Annotated in this window: 20 protein-coding genes; 15 read left to right on the forward strand and 5 right to left on the reverse strand. The window is 64.9% G+C overall.

What is annotated here, in order from left to right:
• The first annotated feature begins 41 nt into the window (after positions 1–41).
• Both AC1D1B_RS01280 and AC1D1B_RS01285 read left to right on the forward strand, forming a co-directional pair.
• Positions 42–788, forward strand: coding sequence for an SDR family NAD(P)-dependent oxidoreductase (locus AC1D1B_RS01280; RefSeq protein WP_477328912.1), 747 nt, complete (start codon positions 42–44; stop codon positions 786–788).
• Positions 789–860: 72 nt separating this feature from the next.
• Positions 861–1,862 carry an RNA polymerase subunit sigma-70 gene (locus AC1D1B_RS01285; RefSeq protein WP_477328913.1) on the forward strand — a complete coding sequence of 334 codons (1,002 nt, stop codon included), beginning with the start codon at positions 861–863 and terminating at the stop codon, positions 1,860–1,862.
• Here AC1D1B_RS01285 and nhaA read toward each other — a convergent pair.
• The 5 genes from nhaA to AC1D1B_RS01310 form a co-directional block, all read right to left on the reverse strand.
• Positions 1,859–3,046: a Na+/H+ antiporter NhaA gene (gene nhaA, locus AC1D1B_RS01290; protein ID WP_477328914.1), complete on the reverse strand. Its 1,188-nt coding sequence runs from the start codon at positions 3,044–3,046 to the stop codon at positions 1,859–1,861. The two genes, AC1D1B_RS01285 and nhaA, sit on opposite strands and share 4 nt — an antisense overlap.
• Positions 3,047–3,309: 263 nt before the next feature.
• Complete coding sequence (locus AC1D1B_RS01295) at positions 3,310–3,873, reverse strand: ActR/PrrA/RegA family redox response regulator transcription factor (protein ID WP_112560594.1); 564 nt, start codon at positions 3,871–3,873, stop codon at positions 3,310–3,312.
• Between the two features lie 143 nt (positions 3,874–4,016).
• Complete coding sequence (locus tag AC1D1B_RS01300) at positions 4,017–5,342, reverse strand: ActS/PrrB/RegB family redox-sensitive histidine kinase (protein ID WP_477328915.1); 1,326 nt, start codon at positions 5,340–5,342, stop codon at positions 4,017–4,019.
• 32 nt (positions 5,343–5,374) lie between these two features.
• The gene (hrpB, locus tag AC1D1B_RS01305) at positions 5,375–7,837 is read right to left on the reverse strand and encodes an ATP-dependent helicase HrpB (RefSeq protein ID WP_477328916.1); all 2,463 of its coding nucleotides are present in this window, start codon (positions 7,835–7,837) and stop codon (positions 5,375–5,377) included.
• A gap of 47 nt (positions 7,838–7,884) precedes the next feature.
• Complete coding sequence (locus AC1D1B_RS01310; RefSeq protein ID WP_477328917.1) at positions 7,885–8,775, reverse strand: DMT family transporter; 891 nt, start codon at positions 8,773–8,775, stop codon at positions 7,885–7,887.
• Positions 8,776–8,801: 26 nt separating this feature from the next.
• Here AC1D1B_RS01310 and AC1D1B_RS01315 point away from each other — a divergent pair, with 26 nt between their 5' ends.
• From AC1D1B_RS01315 to AC1D1B_RS01375, 13 genes are all read left to right on the forward strand, one after another.
• A complete protein-coding gene (locus tag AC1D1B_RS01315) occupies positions 8,802–9,500 on the forward strand; it encodes a PIG-L deacetylase family protein (protein ID WP_477328918.1) in 699 nt (232 codons plus the stop codon).
• Positions 9,501–9,734: 234 nt separating this feature from the next.
• Positions 9,735–11,066 (forward strand): ABC transporter substrate-binding protein, encoded by a 1,332-nt coding sequence (locus AC1D1B_RS01320; protein WP_181056473.1) that lies wholly within the window; start codon positions 9,735–9,737, stop codon positions 11,064–11,066.
• Positions 11,067–11,175: 109 nt separating this feature from the next.
• Positions 11,176–12,123: a carbohydrate ABC transporter permease gene (locus AC1D1B_RS01325; RefSeq protein ID WP_031198535.1), complete on the forward strand. Its 948-nt coding sequence runs from the start codon at positions 11,176–11,178 to the stop codon at positions 12,121–12,123.
• A complete protein-coding gene (locus tag AC1D1B_RS01330; RefSeq protein WP_477328919.1) occupies positions 12,120–13,070 on the forward strand; it encodes a carbohydrate ABC transporter permease in 951 nt (316 codons plus the stop codon). The genes AC1D1B_RS01325 and AC1D1B_RS01330 overlap by 4 nt, the downstream gene beginning before the upstream one ends.
• On the forward strand, positions 13,067–13,273 hold the full coding sequence (locus tag AC1D1B_RS01335; RefSeq protein WP_477233511.1) for a hypothetical protein: 207 nt from the start codon (positions 13,067–13,069) through the stop codon (positions 13,271–13,273). The genes AC1D1B_RS01330 and AC1D1B_RS01335 overlap by 4 nt, the downstream gene beginning before the upstream one ends.
• Before the next feature lie 2 nt (positions 13,274–13,275).
• On the forward strand, positions 13,276–14,388 hold the full coding sequence (locus AC1D1B_RS01340; protein ID WP_477328920.1) for an ABC transporter ATP-binding protein: 1,113 nt from the start codon (positions 13,276–13,278) through the stop codon (positions 14,386–14,388).
• Entirely contained in the window at positions 14,381–15,394 is a 1,014-nt protein-coding gene (locus AC1D1B_RS01345; RefSeq protein WP_477328921.1) for an ABC transporter ATP-binding protein, read from the forward strand. The genes AC1D1B_RS01340 and AC1D1B_RS01345 overlap by 8 nt, the downstream gene beginning before the upstream one ends.
• Positions 15,395–15,472: 78 nt before the next feature.
• Positions 15,473–17,116, forward strand: coding sequence for a dihydroxyacetone kinase subunit DhaK (locus AC1D1B_RS01350; RefSeq protein ID WP_477328922.1), 1,644 nt, complete (start codon positions 15,473–15,475; stop codon positions 17,114–17,116).
• Positions 17,117–17,186: 70 nt separating this feature from the next.
• Positions 17,187–17,789, forward strand: a complete 603-nt coding sequence (gene dhaL, locus AC1D1B_RS01355; protein ID WP_477328923.1) for a dihydroxyacetone kinase subunit DhaL — start codon at positions 17,187–17,189, stop codon at positions 17,787–17,789.
• Positions 17,786–18,175, forward strand: a complete 390-nt coding sequence (dhaM, locus tag AC1D1B_RS01360) for a dihydroxyacetone kinase phosphoryl donor subunit DhaM (RefSeq protein WP_023738108.1) — start codon at positions 17,786–17,788, stop codon at positions 18,173–18,175. The genes dhaL and dhaM overlap by 4 nt, the downstream gene beginning before the upstream one ends.
• Before the next feature lie 21 nt (positions 18,176–18,196).
• The gene (locus AC1D1B_RS01365; RefSeq protein WP_181056479.1) at positions 18,197–18,499 is read left to right on the forward strand and encodes an HPr family phosphocarrier protein; all 303 of its coding nucleotides are present in this window, start codon (positions 18,197–18,199) and stop codon (positions 18,497–18,499) included.
• A complete protein-coding gene (gene ptsP, locus AC1D1B_RS01370) occupies positions 18,483–20,084 on the forward strand; it encodes a phosphoenolpyruvate--protein phosphotransferase (RefSeq protein WP_477328924.1) in 1,602 nt (533 codons plus the stop codon). Before AC1D1B_RS01365 ends, ptsP begins: the two co-directional genes overlap by 17 nt.
• An 11-nt stretch (positions 20,085–20,095) precedes the next feature.
• On the forward strand, positions 20,096–20,521 hold the full coding sequence (locus tag AC1D1B_RS01375) for a hypothetical protein (RefSeq protein ID WP_477328925.1): 426 nt from the start codon (positions 20,096–20,098) through the stop codon (positions 20,519–20,521).
• The last annotated feature ends 24 nt before the right edge of the window (positions 20,522–20,545 follow it).

The following is a 20,545-nucleotide window of genomic DNA, read 5'->3' on the forward strand; positions in this document are numbered from 1 at the left end:
AGGCGCTGGATGGTCCAGTGGCCGGGAAAGCGAGGTGATCCATGCGATCGTTACAAGGTCAGAATGTCGTCGTCGTCGGAGGCAGCCGGGGTGTCGGCCGCTCAATCGTGGAGGCTGCGCTTGGTGAGGGCGCGACAGTGCTTGCCGTTGCCCGTGGCGCAGCAGCGCTGAAGGAGCTTTCCTGGGAGAAGCCAGGCGTGAAGACCCTTGCGGTCGACGCGACAAAGGAGGCCGCGCCCGAAGTGGTTTTCGACACACTTGCGCCGGATGTGCTGGTGATCTGCGCCGGCGCCCTTGCCCCCTCCGTGCCTTTGCCGGAACAGAGCTGGGAGGTCTTCTCTGCAAACTGGGAAACTGACGTCAAGGCGGCATTCCTGTTCTGCAAGGCCGCGCTCAACAATCCGCTCAAGCCGGGGAGCCGGGTTGTGCTGATCTCCAGTGGCGCAGCCTTGAGCGGCGGACCGCCGTTCGCCGGCGGGTATGCAGGCGCAAAACGCATGCAGATGTTCCTGGCCGGTCATTGCCAAAAGGAATCGGATCGGCTTGGACTGGACCTGCGCTTCATGGCGCTCGCACCGGCTCGCATCATGCCAGGGACCGGCATAGGCGATGCCGGGCTCGATGGCTTTGCGGCTTATTTGGGCATCCAGCCTGCGGACGTCCTCGCGAGCATGACCGACATGCAGACGCCGGCAGATGTCGGCCGCGCGGTGGTCGCGCTCGCCACCGGGAAATCGGAAGGCAGCTCCTTCACCGTCAGCGGCAGCGGACTTGCGGCAGCGGCCTGAGGCGCTCAGGATGCAAGGCGATTTCAGCACCGCAGGCTGCCTATGACGGATGCTCCTGGCCCTGTTGAGCCCTTGGGCCGACCGATCCTCGATCGGCCGGCCTTCGAGCGTCTCACGGCTGCCCACCGCCGCGAGCTCAAGCTCCATTGCTACCGGATGATGGGTTCGCTGCATGAGGCGGACGACCTTGTCCAGGATACATTTCTGCGGGCCTGGCGCGGGCGGTCGCAGTTCGACGCGCGAGGCTCGCTGCGCGGCTGGCTCTACACGATCGCCACCAACAGCTGCCTGAACGCGCTCAAGGCGAGGTCGGCGACGCATCGCCTTCTCCAGCAGCCCGAACGGCCGCCCTCGCGCGGGCCGGCCACAGGCGGGCCGGCGCCGGAGCTCACCTGGCTGGAGCCTTATCCTGACGCGGAGCTTCCGGACCTCGTTGACGGCGAGCCCGGTCCGGAAGCGCTCTACGAAACGCGCGAGGCCGTGCAACTGGCCTTCGTCGCCGCGATCCAGCTTCTGCCGCCCAGGCAGCGGGCCGCCCTTTTGCTGTGCGACGTGCTGGGATGGTCGGCGCTTGAGACGGCACAATTGCTGGGCGGGTCGACCGCTTCGATCAACAGCGCCCTGCAGCGGGCCCGTGCAACGCTTGGCGCGCGATACAAGCAGGGACGTCCCCTGCATCGATCGCAGCCCAGCCGCCAGGAGGCCCAGCTGCTCGAACGCTACATGCGGGCCTGGCAGGCCGCCAGTCTCGACGGTTTGATCGAACTGCTGCGCGAGGATGCCACCTATCACATGCCGCCATGGCGGGACTGGTACCAGGGACGCGAGGCGATCCGGGGTTTCTTCGAGACCGTCTGGGGCAATTTCGCCGGCTACCATGCGGTCGCCACCGGCGCCAACGGCCAGCCTGCGGTTGCGGTCTACGCGCGCCGCCACCAGGATCCCGTGTGGCGAGCCCAATCCCTGCATGTCATCGAGCCTGCCGATGACCGGATCGCCTTGCTGACGGTCTATGTCGGTCCGCTCGCCCAAGACTTGTTTCAGGCCTTCGGCCTGCCGCCTGTCTGGCCTTAATCCTCGTCAGTAGCCTCACCCGCCGCCGGCGCCATCAGCAGTACGGCGGCACCCAGCAGGGCGGCGATCAGCGATCCCGCCAGGATGCCGACCTTGACCGCGTCCTGCAGCGCCACGTCACTGGCGAAGGCGAGCAGGCCGATGAACAGGCTCATGGTGAAGCCTATGCCGCACAGCAGCGAAATGCCGATCATGTGCAGCCAGCCGGCGTTGACCGGCAGATCGGCGAAGCCGAGCCGGATGGCAAGCGCGGACGAGCCGAAGACGCCGACCAGCTTGCCCAGCACGAGGCCGGCGGCGACGCCGAGCGTCAGCGGCTCGACCAGGGCAGCGGCGCTGAGACCGGCCAGCGACACGCCGGCATTGGCAAAACCGAAGATCGGGATAACGAAGAAGGGAACGATCTTGTGCAGGCCGTGCTCCAGCCGGTGCAGCGGCGAATGGTCGAGGTCGTGGCCGCTGCCGGGAGAGACCTTGAGCGGAATGGTGAGCGCCAGCGCCACGCCGGCCAGCGTCGCATGCACGCCCGATTTCAGCACCAGCACCCACAGGATAGCGCCAAGCACGAGATAGGGCGTCAGCGCCGTTACCCGCATGCGGTTGAGCACGATGAGCACGGCGATGACGGCAAAGGCGGCACCGAGGTAGGCGAGCGACAGGCCGCTTGTGTAGAAGATGGCGATGATGATGACGGCGCCGAGATCGTCGATGATGGCGAGCGCGGTGAGAAAGATTTTTAGCGAGGCCGGCACGCGGTTGCCGAGCAGCGACAGCACGCCCAGCGCAAAGGCGATGTCGGTGGCGGTCGGGATCGCCCAGCCGGAGAGCGCGGCCGCATTGTTTCGGTTAATAGTGACATAAACCAGTGCCGGAACCAGCATGCCGCCGGCGGCGGCGACGCCCGGCAGCACGCGGCGCGGCCAGGTCGAGAGCTGGCCGTCCAGCATCTCGCGCTTGATCTCGAGGCCGACCAGCAGGAAGAACACCGCCATCAGCCCGTCATTGATCCAATGCGAGAGGCTGAGCGGGCCGAGATAGGCGTGGAGTGCGGCGAAATAGGTTTCGGCCAGCGGCGAATTGGCAACGATCAGCGCAAGGGCCGCTGCCACCATCAGGATGATGCCGCCCGCAGCCTCGCCATCGAGGAATTCGCGAAGGATGGATTTCGGCCGCTCGTCGCGCATGTAGACTCCGTTTCCGGTTCGGCGTTGTTTGCGATGATGCGCAAAGCTCGACGGCAGGGCAAGCGTCACACTTGCGAAGCGTTGGCGCCGCCCCTCACCTGCCTGCCGGCATCCTCTCCCCGTAAACGGGGCGAGGGGCGCTTTCGCCCAGGATTTCGCCAATCGCCAGCGTTGCGGCCAGCCTCCTTCTCCCCCGTCACTATACGGGGAGAAGTGCCCGGCAGGGCGATGAGGGGCGGCGCTGACTTCGACGGTTGGAGGTCCTAGCGCGGTGCGCGCTTGGCCAGTATCCGCTGTAGCGTGCGGCGATGCATGTTCAGCCGGCGCGCGGTTTCGGAGACGTTGCGGTCGCACATTTCGTAGACGCGCTGGATGTGTTCCCAGCGCACGCGGTCGGCCGACATCGGGTTTTCGGGGGGTGCTGCGCGTTCGCCGGCGGTGCGGGTGAGGGCCGCGAAGACATCGTCGGCATCGGCGGGCTTGGACAGATAGTCGATGGCGCCGAGCTTCACCGCCGTCACCGCGGTGGCGATGTTGCCGTAACCGGTGAGGATGACGGTGCGGGCGTCGTCGCGCTTCTCGCGAATGGCGGCGACGACGTCGAGGCCGTTGCCGTCGCCGAGCCGCATGTCGACCACGGCATAGGCCGGCGGATGGGCGCGCGCCTTGGCCACCGCCTCCTCGACGCTCTCGGCCGTCTCGACCACGAAACCCCTGGTTTCCATGGCGCGGGCCAGCCGCGTCAGGAACGGCTTGTCGTCGTCGACGATCAGCAGCGAGGTGTCCTCGCCTTCAACCATTGCACCAATTGTTTCTTCGCCAGTCATTGTCTCAAAAAATCCTGCTGCCTTAATTTTACGCAGATATAGTTCCTGAACGCCATTGTCCAATTTTGCCGGTCTCGGCCAGCGCATGACCCCGAAAATCGTAATCGGTTTTCGGAAAGGATCATGCGCCAAATCAAAATGTTTCAGGCGGTGTCGAACATCGAGATCCCCACCGATTCCGGGTTGAGGAAGACCGTGCGCGGCCACGATATCTGCACGATGGCGCCCTCGCCCAGTCCGCTCGAATTGCGGAAATCGAGCGTGGCACCGGAGCGTTCGAGCAAGGTCTTGGCGATGAACAGTCCGAGACCCAGGCCGCCGCCAGCTTCGTTGCCCTGGCGTGTCGACATATAGGGCTCGCCGATGCGGTCGATGATTTCGGGCGGAAAACCCGGCCCGTCGTCGATGATGGAGAAGGTGACGTCGAGCTCGTCCCAGCTCCAGCGCACGGTGACCGTCTTGCGGGCGAAGTCGACGGCGTTCTCGACCAGATTGCCGAGGCCGTAGATGACGCCGGGATTGCGCCGCCCGACCGGTTCGGGGCCGATGCGCTCGCCCGGCCGCAGCTTGATCGAGATGCCGAAATCGCGGTGCGGCGCCGTCACCTCCTCGACCAGCGAGGTCAGCGGCAGGCGCGACAGATGCGCCTCGCCCTCGGAGGACAGGCTGGTGAGCCGCTTCAGGATTTCGCGGCAGCGCTCGCTCTGCGACCGCAGAAGTTTGACGTCCTCAGCATATTTCGGGTCGTCGCCAAGCGCCTTTTCCATCTCCTTGGAGACAAGGGCGATGGTGGCGAGCGGCGTGCCGAGTTCGTGCGCGGCGGCAGCTGCCAGGCCATCCAGCGCCGACAGATGCTGTTCGCGCTGCAGCACCAGTTCGGTGGCGGCAAGCGCGTTGGCGAGCAGGCGGGCCTCCTCGGCGACTCGGAAGGCATAGATGGCGGTGAAGGCGATTGAGGAAAACACCGCCATCCATATGCCGGCGACATAGATAAACGGCATGGGCAGCGGCGCGCCCTCGTACCAGGGCAGCGGCAGATGGAAGAACACCAGCAGGCTTGCCCCCACTATCACCAGCCCGCCGAGAATGGCGGTCAGCCGCAGTGGCAACGATGTCGCCGAGACGACCACAGGCACGGTCATCAGCAGCGAAAACGGATTGGTGAGACCGCCGGTCATGTAGAGCAGGCCGGCAAGCTGCAGGCTGTCGAAGGTCAGGATGAAGAAGGCCGGGAACGGGGTCAGCCGGTGCGCTGCCGGATAGCGGAAGGTCAGCACCAGGTTGAGCCAGGCCGAGCAGGCGATCAGTGCGAAGCAGAGGCTGACCGGCAGCGGGAATTTCAACCCATAGGCGACGACCAGCACGGTCAGACTCTGGCCGACAATGGCCAGCCAGCGCAGCCGGATCAGCGTGTTGAGGCGCAGCCGCTGGCTTTGCTGGAAGTCTGGCGCGTGCAGAATGTTGATCATGGCCAAGGATTATAGCCGGGAAAGGACGAGCGCTAGGTCCCGCGCGGTTTTGCCCGCGCTGTAGGGGCGGCGAGCAGCGGATTTTCCGGCCAGACATGGCGGGGATAGCGGCCGCGCATGTCGGTGCGCACATCGGCCCAGGAGCCGCGCCAGAAGCCGGGCAGGTCGCGCGTCGTCTGGATCGGCCGGTGCGCCGGCGACAACAGCTCCAGCGTCAGCGGCACGGTACCGTTGGCGATAGCGGGATGACGGTCGAAGCCGAACAGCTCCTGCACGCGGATCGCCAGCACCGGCCATTCGCCGTCATAGCGGATCGGAACATGGCTGCCGGACGGCGCATCGAAATGGGTCGGCGCCAGCGTATTTATCTTGCGCTGCAGATCATGCGGCACCAGCGCCATCAGGCCTGACGACAGCGTGCCCGGATCGATCGCGGCGAAGGAGGCCTTGCCGGAGAGGAACGGCAGCAGCCAGTCGTCGAGGCGTTCAAGCAGGGCGGCGTCCGAAACGTCGGGCCACGGCGCGCCCAGTCCACGATACAGCCAGCCGAGGCGCTGGCGCAGCGTCTCGGCCTCCTTGCTCCACCCCAACAACGACAGGCCGTGTTCGCGCAGGGCTTCCAATATGGCGCGGTCTGCGTCCGGGCCGGAGGGCGCAGGCAGCATGCGCTCGGACAAAGTGATGGCGCCGAGGCGGGCGGTCTCGCGCACGCGCACCGCGCGCCGCTCGCGGTCGAAGCTCGCCTCGCGGCGGGTCTCGATCCTGTCGGAGAGTGCCGCGCGGATGTCGGCCTCGTCGACCGCTGCCGCAGCGGTGATGCGGGCGTTCTGCGCCTTGCCCTGCAAATCGGCAACGACCAGCCAGGCCTCGCCTGCCAGCGGATCAGCGGCGTCGAGCATGGCGCCGGAGCCGTTGGCCAGCACGAAACGCCCACGCTCGCCACGCGCCTTGGCGACGCGGTCCGGCCAGGCGTGGATGAGCAAAAGACCGGCAGAAGCGGCTTCGCTGCTCTTGGCGCCGCCCGCTTGCTTCGCCAGCCGCTCGGCAAGCTGCCTTGCCGCAATGGCGCGCGGCGATTTCTCGGCGCGAAAGCGTATCAGCCGCCGTTCGAGGTCGGCGCCGTCACCGCCGAGGCCACGCTCGGTGAGCAGCACGGCGAGTGTCGCCGCTTCGAGCGCATGGCCGGTACCTGCGGCTTCAGCGACCATGTGCGCCAGCCTTACCGGCAACGCCAGCTTGCGCATCGCGCCACCCGCCTCGGTCAGCCGTCCGGCGGTGTCGATGGCGTGCAGCGCACTGAGCAGCGCCCGCGCTTCGTTGAGCGCCGGGGTGGGCGGCGGATCGAGGAAGGACAGGCTCGCCGGATCGGCGACGCCGAAAGCTGCGCAGTCGAGCAACAGGCCGGACAGATCGGCTTCAAGGATTTCGGGCGGGGTGAAGGCGGGAAGTGCGGCCGTCTGCTCGGCGCGCCACAGACGGATGGCGACGCCGGCTTGCGTGCGGCCGGCGCGGCCGGCGCGCTGGTCGGCCGATGCCCTGGAAACACGCACCGTCTCCAGTCGGGTCAGGCCGCTCGCCGGCTCATAGCGCGGCAGCCGCGACAGGCCGGAATCGATGACGACGCGCACGCCGTCAATGGTGATCGAGGTCTCGGCGATCGAGGTCGCCAGCACCACCTTGCGGCGGCCCGGCGGCGCCGGCTTGATGGCCGCATCCTGCGCCCGGTTGTCGAGCTGGCCGTAGAGCGGCACGATGTCGGTGTCGGCGCCGAGGCGGTCCTGCAGCCGTTCGGCGGTGCGCTCGATCTCGCGCTGGCCAGGCAGGAAGGCGAGCACGCTGCCGCTCTCGTCAGCCAGCGCCGAGCGGATCGCCTTGGCCATGGCGTCCTCGATGGGGATTCCGGCCGGCCGTTCGTCGTAACGGATATCGACGGGAAAGGCGCGGCCTTGACTTTCGATCACCGGGGCGCCGGACAAGAGTTTGGCGACGCGCGCGCCGTCGAGCGTCGCCGACATAACCAGCAGCCGCAGGTCCGGCCGTAGCGCTCTTTGCACGTCCAGCGCCAGCGCGAGACCAAAATCGCCGTCGAGCGACCGCTCGTGGAACTCATCGAAAATGACTGCCGAGACGCCGGGCAACTCCGGATCGTCGAGGATCATCCGCGCCAGCACGCCTTCGGTGACGACCAGAATTCTTGTCCGGACCGAGGTGCGGTTTTCCATGCGCATGGCGTAGCCGACGGTCTCACCCGGCTCTTCACCGAGCAGTTCAGCCATACGACGGGCGGCGGCGCGGGCGGCGAGCCGGCGCGGTTCGAGCAGGACGATCTTGCCGGCGCCCAGCCAGGGCGCGTCGAGCAGCGCCAGCGGCACCAGCGTCGTCTTGCCGGCGCCGGGCGGCGCCACCAGCACGGCGCTGTTGCCAGCGCCGAGCGCCTCGCTCAGCGCCGGCAGTACGGCGGACACCGGAAGCTCCGGCAAGGGTCTTGTCGTCATCGCGTCCGCATATCAGCGGTCGCCATTGCCGTGCAACCGCCGCTCGCTCACAGTCTTGTCCGCGAAAGCGGGTTCCAGCGCACCGTACCCAACCGCACTTCCTCGCGCACCATGGTCAGCAGGCCGGAAGCGCCAACCACGGCGAGGCCGACCAGGGACAGCCAGTCGGGATATTCCTGGAAGAACAGGGCGCCGAGAATCACTGCCCACACGATTTGCGAATAATGTGTCGGCGCGATGCGGTTGGCGGGCGCGTATTTGGCGGCCAGCAGTTGCAGCAACTGTCCGCAAGCGGCGAACGCGCCCGCCATCACCAGCCACAGCAGTTGCATCCCGTTGGGAAGGCTAAACGATGTGACGGCGACGCCTATGCCGTTGAACACCAGGCCATAGCCAACCAGCACGCCCAGCATGGTGGTGCGCTTTTCCTGCTGCGCCAGCGATCGGGTCAGGATGATGTTGGTGGCGGCCAGGAAGGCAACGGTGAAGGCGGCGAGGTGGCCGAGATGCAATTCGCGAAAACCCGGCCGCACCACCAGCATGACGCCGGCAAAGCCGGCAACCACCGCCAGCCAGCGCCAGGGGCCGACCTTCTCCTTGAGCACCAGCGTCGACAGAATGGTGACGCAGAGCGGCGCCAGGAAGATCAGCGCATAGGTCTCGGCCAGCGGAATGGTGGTGAAGGCATAGACGCTGAGCAGGCCGGATGCCATGCCGGCCCAGGCGCGGGCGTGCACCGCCCATGGCCGCTTCGTGCGCCAGAAACCACGCCAGCGCTCATCGGCCGGCCGGCTGAAAAACAGGAAGCCGCCAGCAAACAGCGTCACGAAGAAGGCGATCTCGAAGACGGTGAACTGTGCGCCAAGGCTCTTGATAACGGCATCGCTGCACGAATAGCTTGCATAGGCGATGAGGGCGAGCAGGATTCCGTTCGTCACGTTTTTCCATTTCCGGGGAGAGTGCGGTGAAGGTATTGGCGCTCGGGGCGCATCCGGACGACATCGAGATATTCATGTTCGGTACGCTGGCCGCCTATGCGGCGCAAGGCGCAGACCTGACTTTCGCCATAGCCACGGATGGCGCCAAGGGCGGCAAGGGCGACCCGAGCGTTTTGGCTCGTGTCCGGCGCGAGGAAGCGACGGCCGCTGCGGCGTTGCTCGGCGCGACCCCACGATTCCTCGACTTTCCCGACGGCGAACTGGTGGCCGATGCGGCGCTGATCGGTTCGCTGAAAACGCTGATACGAGAGACCGGAGCAAATCTGGTGATCACGCATGCGCCCAACGACTATCACGCCGACCACCGCGCGCTGTCGGACGGCGTGCGCATCGCGGCTTCCTTCGCTGTGCCGGTGCTGCATGCCGATACGATGGGCGGCACTGGATTTTCGCCGACGCATTACGTCGACATTTCCGCATACCGCGATGTCAAAACGCAGGCGATCCGCGCGCACCGGTCGCAAATGCCGGAACAATATGTCGAGCGGGCACGCGTGCAGAATGAATTTCGCGCCGGGCAGTGCAACAGCGTCGCCGGTTCACTGGCCGAGGCCTTCCGCTTCGAGCCGACATTTCCCTTCACCGACATCCGCGCATTGCTGCCGCCGGCGCCGCCTGTCCGGCCGGTGACGCCACAGACCAACGTTGTAAGAGACGCCAGCTAAACAACTTCCGGGCGAACACTCCGGCAATCATTTCCCAACGATTTCAATCCTCGTTTCGTGATGCTGCAACGCAGCAACGAATTCGCTTGCCTTGTTTAGTAAAAATTGCATCACTAAACAAATTACTAAACATCTGCGACGCAGCGCGCCGCCATGTTTGGGCCCTCGGAGGAGCGAGGGTTGAGGGGCTCTTGAAACCGCCATCCGGGCGCGTTTCGCAAATGGGAGGAAGGCATGAAATCGAGCTTGAAACTGGCGTTGGGACTGGCCTCGGCGATTACCGCGTCGACAGCTGTCTCGAACGTTGCGCACGCTGAAGACCTGACGCTGTGCTGGGCCGCATGGGACCCGGCCAACGCACTTGTCGAACTGTCCAAGGACTTTACCAAGGAAACCGGCATCGGCATGAAATTCGAATTCGTGCCGTGGACCAACTATGCCGACCGCTTCCTCAACGAGCTCAACTCGCACGGCAAGCTTTGCGACCTGATCATCGGCGACAGCCAGTGGATCGGCGGCTCGGCCGAGAACGGCCACTACGTCAAGCTGAACGACTTCTTCGACAAGGAGAAGATCAGCATGGACGACTTCGTGCCGGCAACCGTCGTCGGCTATTCCGAATGGCCGAAGAACACACCGAACTACTGGGCGCTGCCGGCCATGGGCGACGTCGTCGGCTGGACCTACCGCAAGGACTGGTTCTCCAAGCCGGAACTGCAGAAGGAATTCAAGGAAAAGTACGGCTGGGATCTCGGTCCGCCGACCACCTTCGACCAGCTGAAGCAGATCGCCGAGTTCTTCCAGAAGCGCGAGATCGACGGCAAGACCGTCTATGGCGCCTCGATCTATACCGAGCGCGGCTCGGAAGGCATCACCATGGGCGCCATGGACGTGCTTTACAGCTTCGGCTTCCAGTACGAAAACCCCAAGAAGCCCTACGAGATGGAAGGCTTCGTCAATTCCGAGAAATCGGTGAAGGGGCTGGAATTCTACAAGGCGCTCTATGATTGCTGTACCCCGCCCGGCGCGTCGAACAGCTACATGGGCGAAGGCGTCGACGCCTTCAAATCCGGCCAGGTGGCCATGCATATGAACTTCGCCTTCACCTGGCCCGGCCTGCAGAAGGACGAGAACGTCGGCGGCGACAAGATCGGCTACTTCGTCAACCCGAAGGGTCCGGACGGCGAGCAGTTCGCCCAGCTCGGCGGCCAGGGTATTTCGGTTGTGTCCTATTCCGACAAGCAGGAATCGGCGCTGAAATACATCAAGTGGTTCGCCAACAAGGACGTGCAGGCCAAATGGTGGTCGCTCGGCGGCTATTCCTGCCTGAACGCGGTGGTGAAGGACCCGGCCTTCCCGGCCAGCCAGCCCTACGCACAGACCTTCCTCGACTCGATGGCGATCGTGAAGGACTTCTGGGCCGAGCCGAGCTACGCACCACTGCTGCAGGCTTCGCAGAAGCGCTTCCACGACTATGTCGTCGCCGGCCAGGGTTCGGCCAAGGATGCGCTTGACGGCCTCGTCAAGGACTGGACGCAGGTGTTCCAGGACGACGGCAAGATGTAACCGGCTCCTCCCGAGCTACATCGACGCGTCCCGTGCCGCCCTTGGCACGGGACGCAGTTCAGATAAATTCATGACAGAGACGACCCACGTGACCGAAGCAGGACTCACCATGCTCAATCGGACTGCGGAGAACGTTGCCCGGGCGACCCCGGAGCCGTTGGCCCGCAAGGTCCGGGGCATCAGCGACAAGGGCCTCGCCTGGCTGTTCATCTCGCCGACGATCCTGTTGCTCTTGGCCATCAACATCTTCCCGCTGTTCTGGGCGATCTATCTGTCCTTCACCAATTTCCGGGCAAACCGCCCGAACGAGGTGGTGAAGAACCTCGGCTTTGCCAATTACCAGCGCATCCTCGGCGACCAGGACATCTGGATCGCCATGCAGACGACGGCGCATTTCGTGTTCTGGACCATCCTGTTGCAGACCCTGATCGGCTTCACTTTGGCATGGCTGATCGACCGCAAGTTCCGCGGCCACGCCTTCTGGACGACCATCATCCTGGTGCCGATGATGCTGTCGCCGGCGGTGGTCGGCAATTTCTGGCGCTTCCTCTACGAGCCGCAGATCGGCCTGTTCGCCTACGCCATCTCGTTCGTCACCCGCATCCCGCCGACCGACATCCAGATGCTGTCCAACGTGTCACTGGCGCCGTGGTCGATCATCATCGTCGACACCTGGATGTGGACGCCTTACGTGATGCTGATTTGCCTCGCCGGCCTGCGCTCCATTCCTGAATATATCTATGAGGCGGCCGAGGTCGACCGCGCCTCCAACTGGCGGCAGTTCTGGTCGATCACGCTGCCGATGGCGCTGCCTTTCATCATGCTGGCGGTGCTGTTTCGCGGCATCGAGAACTTCAAGATGTTCGACATGGTCAACCTGCTGACCGGCGGCGGGCCGGGCTCGACCACCGAGGTCGCGTCCATCACGCTGAAACGGCAGGCTTTCGAGAGCTGGCGCACCGGCTACTCCTCGGCCTTCGCCATCATCCTGTTCGTGGCGGTGTTTGGCCTCGCTAACATCTACGTCAAGGCGCTCAACAAGGTGAAGCAGAGATGAGCCTGACCACTGCCCACTCCGTCGTCGCCCCGTCGGGAACAGCAAAAGGCATCGCCGGCACGATCATCGTCGCCTACGCGCTGATCTCGATCGTGCCGCTACTGTGGATTTTCGCCACCAGCTTCAAGACGCCGCCGGATTCGATCGCCTATCCGCCGAAGCTGCTGTTCCAGCCGAGCCTCGAAGGCTATTGCAATCTGTTCACGACGCGCACCCGGCAGACGCCGGAATATATCAACTCACTGGGGCCGGCGACCGGCTTCTGCGACGAGACCACGCGCAAGCGCAACATGGTGATTGCCGGCCCGTCCAACTTCCTGCCGCGCTTCGTCAATTCGCTGATCATCGCTTTCGGCTCGACATTCTGCGCTGTCTTCCTCGGCACGCTGTCGGCCTATGGTTTCTCGCGCTTCAAGGTGCCGCTGGCGGATGACCTGCTTTTCTTCATCCTGTCGACGCGCTTCATGCCGCCGATCGCCGTCGCTATTCCGATCTACCTGATGTACCGCGAGCTTGGCCTGTCCGACACCGCGCTCGGCATGATCCTGCTCTACACCGCGGTCAATGTCTCGCTGGCTGTCTGGCTGCTCAAGGGCTTCATCGACGAGATCCCGCGCGAGTACGAAGAAGCGGCGATGATCGACGGCTACACCCGGCTGCAGGCCTTCTGGCGCACGGTTTTGCCGCAGGCCACCACCGGCATCGCCGCGACCGCCATCTTCTGCCTGATCTTCGCCTGGAACGAATATGCGTTCGCGGCGCTGCTCACCTCGGGCACCGCACAGACCGCACCACCCTTCATCCCGACCATTATCGGCGAAGGCGGCCAGGACTGGCCGGCGGTGGCTGCCGGCACGACGATCTTCCTGGTGCCGATCCTCGTCTTCACCATCCTGCTTCGCAAGCAGTTGCTGCGCGGCATCACCTTCGGCGCGGTGCGCAAATGAGCCTCAGCCAACCCACCAAACGCAAATCGCGCTGGCCGCGCTGGGCTCGACGTGGCCTGTTGGAAAACATCGCGACGGCCATCATCGCCATTGGCTTCCTGATGCTGTTCCAGCCCTTCGCGCTGGCGCTCTACACGTACTCCTTTATCACCATGCTCGCCGGCACGGTGATGTTCATCATCGTCTCGAAATTCCCGGAATAGTCATGGCCGAAATCCGCGTCCAACACCTGAGAAAGGCCTTCGGCGATTTCGTCGCGGTGCAGGATTCCAGCTTCGTCGTCGAGGATGGCGAGTTCTTCGTCATGCTTGGTCCCTCGGGCTGCGGCAAGACGACGACGTTGCGCATGATCGCCGGGCTGGAACTGCCGACCGGCGGTCAGATCCTGCTCGGCGGCGAGGACGTCACCATGCGGCGGGCGCGGGAACGCGACATCGCCTTCGTGTTCCAGCTGTTCGCGCTCTATCCGCACATGAATGTGCGCAAGAACATCGGCTTTCCGCTTTTGGCGCAAGGCATGCCTTCGGCCGAGATCCGGCAGCGGGTCGAAGAGACGGCAAAGCTGCTTCGCATCGACCATCTGCTCAACAAATCGGTCTCGGGTCTCGCCGGCGGCGACCGCCAGCGCGTGGCGCTCGGCCGTGCCATCGTGCGGCGGCCGAAGTGCTTCCTGATGGACGAGCCGCTCGGCACGCTCGATACGGAATTCCGCGATCTGATGGTGCATGAGCTGCGCGAGTTGCACAACCGCATTCACGCCACCACCGTCTATGTTACGCACGACCAGATGGAAGCGATGTCGATGGCCGACAAGATCGCGGTCATGAACCATGGCGTCATCGAACAGTTCGGCAGCCCGCGCGAAATCTACGATCGTCCCGCAACCATGTTCGTCGCCGATTTCATCGGCTCGCCGCCGATGAATTTCCTCGGCTTCGGCGGCGGATTGGCGAAGGGCGCGAAGGAGGTCGTCGTCCAGGGCGCCAAGGTGGCGGTGCCCGAAGTGCGCGAGGATATCGCGCCGGCCGACATGGCGCTTGGCATCCGGCCCGAGCACATCCGCTTCGACGACGCCTCGAAACTGCGTGGCGCCATCTATGGCACCGAATATCTCGGCACCACGCAGATCGTTGCGGTGGAGACGGCGGACGGCATCATCAAGGCGCGGGTGCCGGCCGAAATCCGGCTCGCTGCCGGCGATCATGTCGGCCTGACCCTGAACAGCGCGCGGCTGTCGCTGTTCGACAAGGGATCGGGCCGCGCCGTGCGCACCGCGATCCACGATACGGCCTCTCAAGGGAGAGCGCAGCATGGCTGACGTACACATCAAGGGCGTGACCAAGAGTTTTGGCGAGCACGCCGCCGTCAGCAATCTCGACCTCCAGATCAAGGATGGCGAGTTTGTCGTGCTGCTTGGGCCGACCGGCGCCGGCAAGACGACGACGCTGCGGTTGATCGCCGGGCTGGAGCGACCGGACAGCGGCACGATCCATATTGGCGGGCACAATGCGACGATGCTGTCGCCGGCCGAGCGCGACACTGCCTTCGTGTTCCAGCAATATTCGCTCTATCCGCATTTGTCGGTCTACGACAACCTCGCCTTTCCATTGCGCTCGCCGGCGCGGAAAATACCGGAAGACCAGATCCGCCGCCGCGTCGAAGAGGTGGCGAGGATGGTGCGCATCCACCACAAGCTCGCCAACCGCTCGACCAAGCTGTCGGGCGGTGAAATGCAGCGCGTCGCCATCGGCCGCGCGCTGGTGCGCAAGCCGTCGATCTATCTTATGGACGAGCCGCTTTCATCGCTCGATGCCAAGCTGCGCGCCGACCTGCGGCTTGAGCTCAAGCGCATCCAGGCCGAGCTTGGCGCCACAATGCTGTATGTGACGCACGACCAGATCGAGGCGATGACGATGGCCGACCGCATCGGCATCCTCGCCGACGGCGAACTGGTGCAGATCGGCACGCCGCGCACGATCTATTCGGAGCCGGCAAACCTTCATGTCGCCGCACGGCTCGGCCAGCCGGCGATCAATCTTCTGCCGGCGGGGCTGCTGCCCGATGGCGGCGCGCCAGCGGGCACGAAGACAGTCGGCGCGCGCACCGAACATCTTTCGATCGAGAGGGCCGCAAACGGCCACGCCGATGGCGTCGTCGATTGGGTCGAGCATCTCGGCGACCAGAACCATCTGCATGTGACGGTCGGGGCCAAAAAACTGGTGACGCTGACCGACCCCGACACGGATCTGGCCGAGGGCGATAAGGTGATGATCCGCTATCGCTCACCGCTCTATTTCGGCGCCGATGGGCAAAGACTGATGTGAATGGGCTGATGTGAGGTTTTCGGTGTCTCGCCAAGGGCACGGCACCGGCTTCTGATTGACGAATACAGGACGAATTCGATGAAGCATTTTTTCAACCGCAGGGAAACGATCGTCACCGAGGCGCTGGACGGGTTGTTGCGGACCATCGGTTCCGGCGATCTGGCGCGTCTCGACGGCTATCCCGAGATCAAGGTCGTGCTGCGCGCCGACTGGGACAAGGCAAAAGTTGCCGTCGTCTCCGGCGGCGGCGCCGGGCACGAACCATCGCATGCCGGCTTCGTCGGCAAGGGCATGCTGACGGCGGCGGTCTCGGGCGAGATCTTTGCTTCGCCGAGCGTCGAGGCGGTGCTGGCGGCGATCCGTGCGGTGACCGGCCCGGCCGGCTGCCTGCTGATTGTCAAGAATTACACCGGCGACCGGCTCAATTTCGGCCTCGCGGCCGAGAAGGCGCGCGCCGAGGGCTTTCGCGTCGAGATGGCGATCGTCGCCGACGACATCGCTTTGCCGGATATCAACCAGCCACGCGGCGTCGCCGGCACCTTGTTCGTGCACAAGATCGCCGGCCATTTGTCGGAGACGGGAAGCGATCTGATAGCGATCGCGACAGCGGCTCGCGCGGCGGCAAAGGACATCATCTCGCTCGGCATGTCGCTGTCCTCCTGCTCGATCCCTGGCCAGCCGCATGAAGACCGCTTTGGCGAAAACGATGGCGAACTCGGCCTCGGCATTCATGGCGAGCCGGGCGTCGAGCGCATCGCGGTGCAAAGCGCCGACAGACTGGTGGCAATCATGGCGGAGCGGCTTGCCGCACGGCTCGACCCGAAGGCCAGCCACGGGCTGCTGATCAACAATCTCGGTTCGGTGCCGCCGCTCGAAATGTCGCTTGTTGCAAACACCGTGCTGGCCTCGCCGCTCGCCAAGACAGTGAAGCTGGCGATCGGCCCGGGACCGCTGATGACGGCGCTCAACATGAATGGCTTCTCGCTGTCGCTGATCAAGCTCGATGCCGTGCGCGAGGCGGCTTTGCTGGCGGCGGTCGGCCCGCATGCCTGGATGCCGGCAAAGCCCGTTGCAGCGCCTGCCATCGTGCCGATGGCGAAGGCAGCCGGACAAAGCGCGACGCGCAAGCCAAGTGAGGATGCGCGGACAAGGCGGCTTGTCGTCACGGTCTGCGAGCGCCTGATCGCGCTCGAAGAGGCTTTGAACGGGCTGGACGCCAAGGCGGGCGATGGCGATACCGGCTCGACGGTGGCGACCGGCGCGCGCAGCGTGCTGGAAAAGCTCGACACGCTGCCGCTTGCCGACCCGGCCGCCACGCTTGCAGCGGTGGGCGATCTTTTGGGGGTCGCCATGGGTGGCTCCTCAGGCGTGCTGCTGTCGATCTTCTTCACCGCGGCGGCGCAGGCTTCGAATTCCGGCGCGACCCTGTCCAAAGCGCTCCTTGCCGGCCTGGACCGCATGACCTTCTACGGCGGCGCAAGGATGGGCGACCGCACCATGGTCGATGCCCTGGAGCCGGCGCTGAAAGCGCTCGATGCCAGCGGCCTGGACGCCGCGGCGACAGCCGCCCGGCACGGTGCCGAAGCCACCGCGGCCATGGAGAAGGCGAAGGCCGGACGCTCCGCCTATGTCGGCACCAAATTGCAAGGCGTGGTCGACCCCGGCGCCCATGCCGTGGCCGAAGTGTTCGCGGCCGCTGCCGCGCTGCATGCAACGGCCTGATGGCATGCTTCAGTTGTCGAATGAAAATTCTTTCGATACTGCCGGCAGGATCGAAACCGGGAATTTGGACATGGCGGCGTTGGACCTTGCCGGGCTGATCACAGCTGCAGCGGATACGATCGCCGCTCACGCGGAAGAGCTGACGGCGCTGGACCAAGCGATCGGCGACGGCGACCATGGGCTGAACATGAAGCGCGGCTTTGAGGCCGTGCGGGCCGAGGCCCAGGCGGTTTCGGCAAAGCCGCTGCCCGAAGCCTTGAAGGCGATCGGCACAAAATTGGTGATGACGGTCGGCGGCGCGTCCGGACCGCTGTTCGGCACATTGTTCCTGGCGCTGGGCAAGGAAATTGCGGCTGACCCGGATCGCGCCAACCTGACGGTTGCCTTCGGCAAGGCAATCGAAGCCGTCGCGGCGCGTGGCAAGTCGCAGGTCGGCCAGAAGACGATGCTCGATGTGCTGCAGCCAGTGCATGAGGCGCTGCTGGAGGGAAAGACGCCAACAGAAATCGCCGATATCGCCGACGCCGCCGCCAAAGCAACTGTGCCGATGAAGGCTCTGCGTGGCCGTGCCTCGTTCCTCGGCGACCGCTCCATCGGCCATATGGATGCCGGCGGACGCTCGGTCGCGCTCTTGGTGCGAACCATCGGCAAAACGCTGGAAGGTCAGCCATGAGCAATGTCGGCATCGTCATCGTCTCGCACTCGCCACTGGTTGCCGAGGGCACGGCCGACATGGTGCGGCAGATGGTGGGCGACGAAGTGCCACTTGCATGGTGCGGCGGAAACGGCCATGGCGGGCTTGGCACCAGTGTCGAGGCGATCATGGGCGCCATCGACAAGGCGTGGTCGGAGGCGGGTGTCGCCATCCTGGTCGATCTCGGCGGCGCCGAGACCAACTCGGAGATGGCGGTGGAAATGATCGGCGAGCCGCGGGCGCAGAAGATTATCGTCTGCAACGCGCCGATCGTCGAAGGCGCGGTGATGGCCGCGACGGAGGCGTCCGGCGGCGCCTCGCTGAAGGAAGTGGTGGCGACGGCGCATGAATTGTCGCCGTCGTGAGTGAACGGGAATTTTGAGCGCATGTCCGCATTTGCCGAAGCCACCGTCCTGATCACCCACGAGGTGGGACTGCACGCGCGCCCTTCGGTGAAGTTCACCAAGCTTGCCAAGAGCTTTGCCGCTGAGGTGGAAATCGCGCTTGCCGCCAACGGCCCGTGGTTCGACGCCAAGAGCATCGTCAAGGTGATGGCGACCAGAGCGCCGAAAGGCACCATGCTGCATATCAGAGCCAGCGGCGAAGCCGCCACTGAGGCGGTCGGCGCGCTGGCCGAGCTGGTGCGGCGTGATTTCGACGAGGGCGCGGGCCATGCCCGAACCGCTTAGGCTGCAAGGCATTTCGGCCTCGGCCGGCTACGCCGAAGGGCCGCTGTTCAATCTCGACCGCGGCCCTGCGCGTTACACGGGCAAGGCGACAGCCGGCGAGGAGAAGGCCGCACTGGAAACAGCTATCGCCAGCGCGACGGACCGGCTCGCGAACCTGATCGAAACCGCCGATGAAGAGGCCGCCGGCATTCTCGAGTTCCAGCTCGCCATGCTTGAGGACGATGCCCTGACCGGACCGGCCTTTGCGGCGATCCCGTCGGGCGTGCCGGCCGACATGGCCTGGCGGCAGGCGCTGGACGCCGAGATCGCCGGCTATGAAACATCCGACCAGGACTACTTCCGGGCGCGCGCTGTCGACATGCGCGATATCCGCGACCGTGTGCTGCGCGCACTGACCGAGGAGCAGGAGAGCGCCGCACCTGCCGGCGCCATTCTCTATGGCGAGGACATTGCGCCGACACGCTTTCTCGAGACCGACTGGAGCGCCGGTGGCGGCATCGCGCTGAAGGCCGGCAGCACCGCCAGCCACGTCGCCATGCTGGCGCGCTCGCGCGGTGTGCCGATGATCGTGGGACTTGGGGTGGTGGAGCTTGGCTCTTCGCCGGCTAATCCCGCTGGCCTGGCCCTGCTCGATGCCGAGCATGGCGGCATTGTATTGGCGCCGTCCAAGGCCGAGATCGAAACCTTCCGCCGGTCGTCGTCCTCGTTTGCGGCACGCCGCGACAAGGCCGAAGCCTATCTGGCGAAACCGGCGGTAACCCGGGCAGGCACGACGGTGCGCGTACAGGTCAACATCGCCGATCCGTCCGAGGTCGACAGCATCGACATCGCAACCTGCGACGGCGTCGGGCTGATGCGCACCGAATTCCTGTTCGGCAAGGCGCCGCCGGATGAGGAGACGCAATACCGCTGCTACCGCAAGGTGCTGGAATGGGCAGGCGAGAAGCCGGTGACCATACGCACTGTCGATGCCGGCGGCGACAAGCCGGTGCCGGGCTTCACCGTTGAGGAGAGCAACCCGTTCCTCGGACTGCGCGGGATCAGGCTGTCGCTGGCAAGGCCGGACGTGTTTCGTATGCAGATCCGGGCGTTGCTGCGCGCCGCCGTGCACGGCAATCTGAAGGTGATGTTTCCAATGATCGCCGTCACGGAGGAGTACCAACGTGCCGCCGCTCTGTTCGCGGAGGAGCAGACTGGCCTCATCGCTCGTGGCATCGCGCAGAAAATGCCGCCGCTCGGCATCATGGTAGAGGTGCCGTCTGTGGCGATCGCGCCGGATGCGTTTGCCGATGTCGCCTTCTTCTCGATCGGCTCCAACGATTTGACCCAATATGTGATGGCCGCCGCCCGCGACAACGCCGCGGTGGCACATCTCAATTCGGTCCGCCATCCGGCCGTATTGCGGCTGATCGCTGCGGTGACCGCGTTCGGCTTGCGCGCCAAAATTCCGATCAGCCTGTGCGGCGATGCTGGCGGCGACCCGGCCTCAATACCGGCGCTGCTCGAGGCCGGCCTGCGCGATCTCTCGGTGGCCCCTGCCCAACTCGCCATGGCCAAAGCGGCCATTTCAGATGTTGCGGTCTAGGCGTGGCTGAGATGATCGACAAGACACCAGAACCCGGCTCCGAAGAAGCGATCCGCGCCTACAAGACGATCCTGTCGCAGGTCATCGACCAGCGTCCGTCGGGCATGCGCCAGCGCCTCGCCGATGCGCTGGGCAAGCACCGCAGCTTCGTGACGCAGATCTCCAGCCCGGCCTATTCGATCCCGATTCCGTCAAAACATTTGCCGGCTATTTTCTCGGTCTGCCATTTCAGCCCGGCCGAGCGCGATCATTTTCTCGCCGCCTACCATCTGGCGCATCCAGGCAAAATGTCTATCGCGGCGGGCATGCGCAAGACACGCCATGTCTCGCTGATCGTGCCCGATTTCGGCGACGACAAGCAAAACGCGGCGCTCGATCGGGCGATCAACGAATTCATCCAGAAGATCACCAGCATCACCGGCAGGAGTGGTGGCTGATTGTCGCGTGCCGTGTCGGGAGGA

Source organism: Mesorhizobium sp. P2_C5_2 (assembly GCF_056404535.1).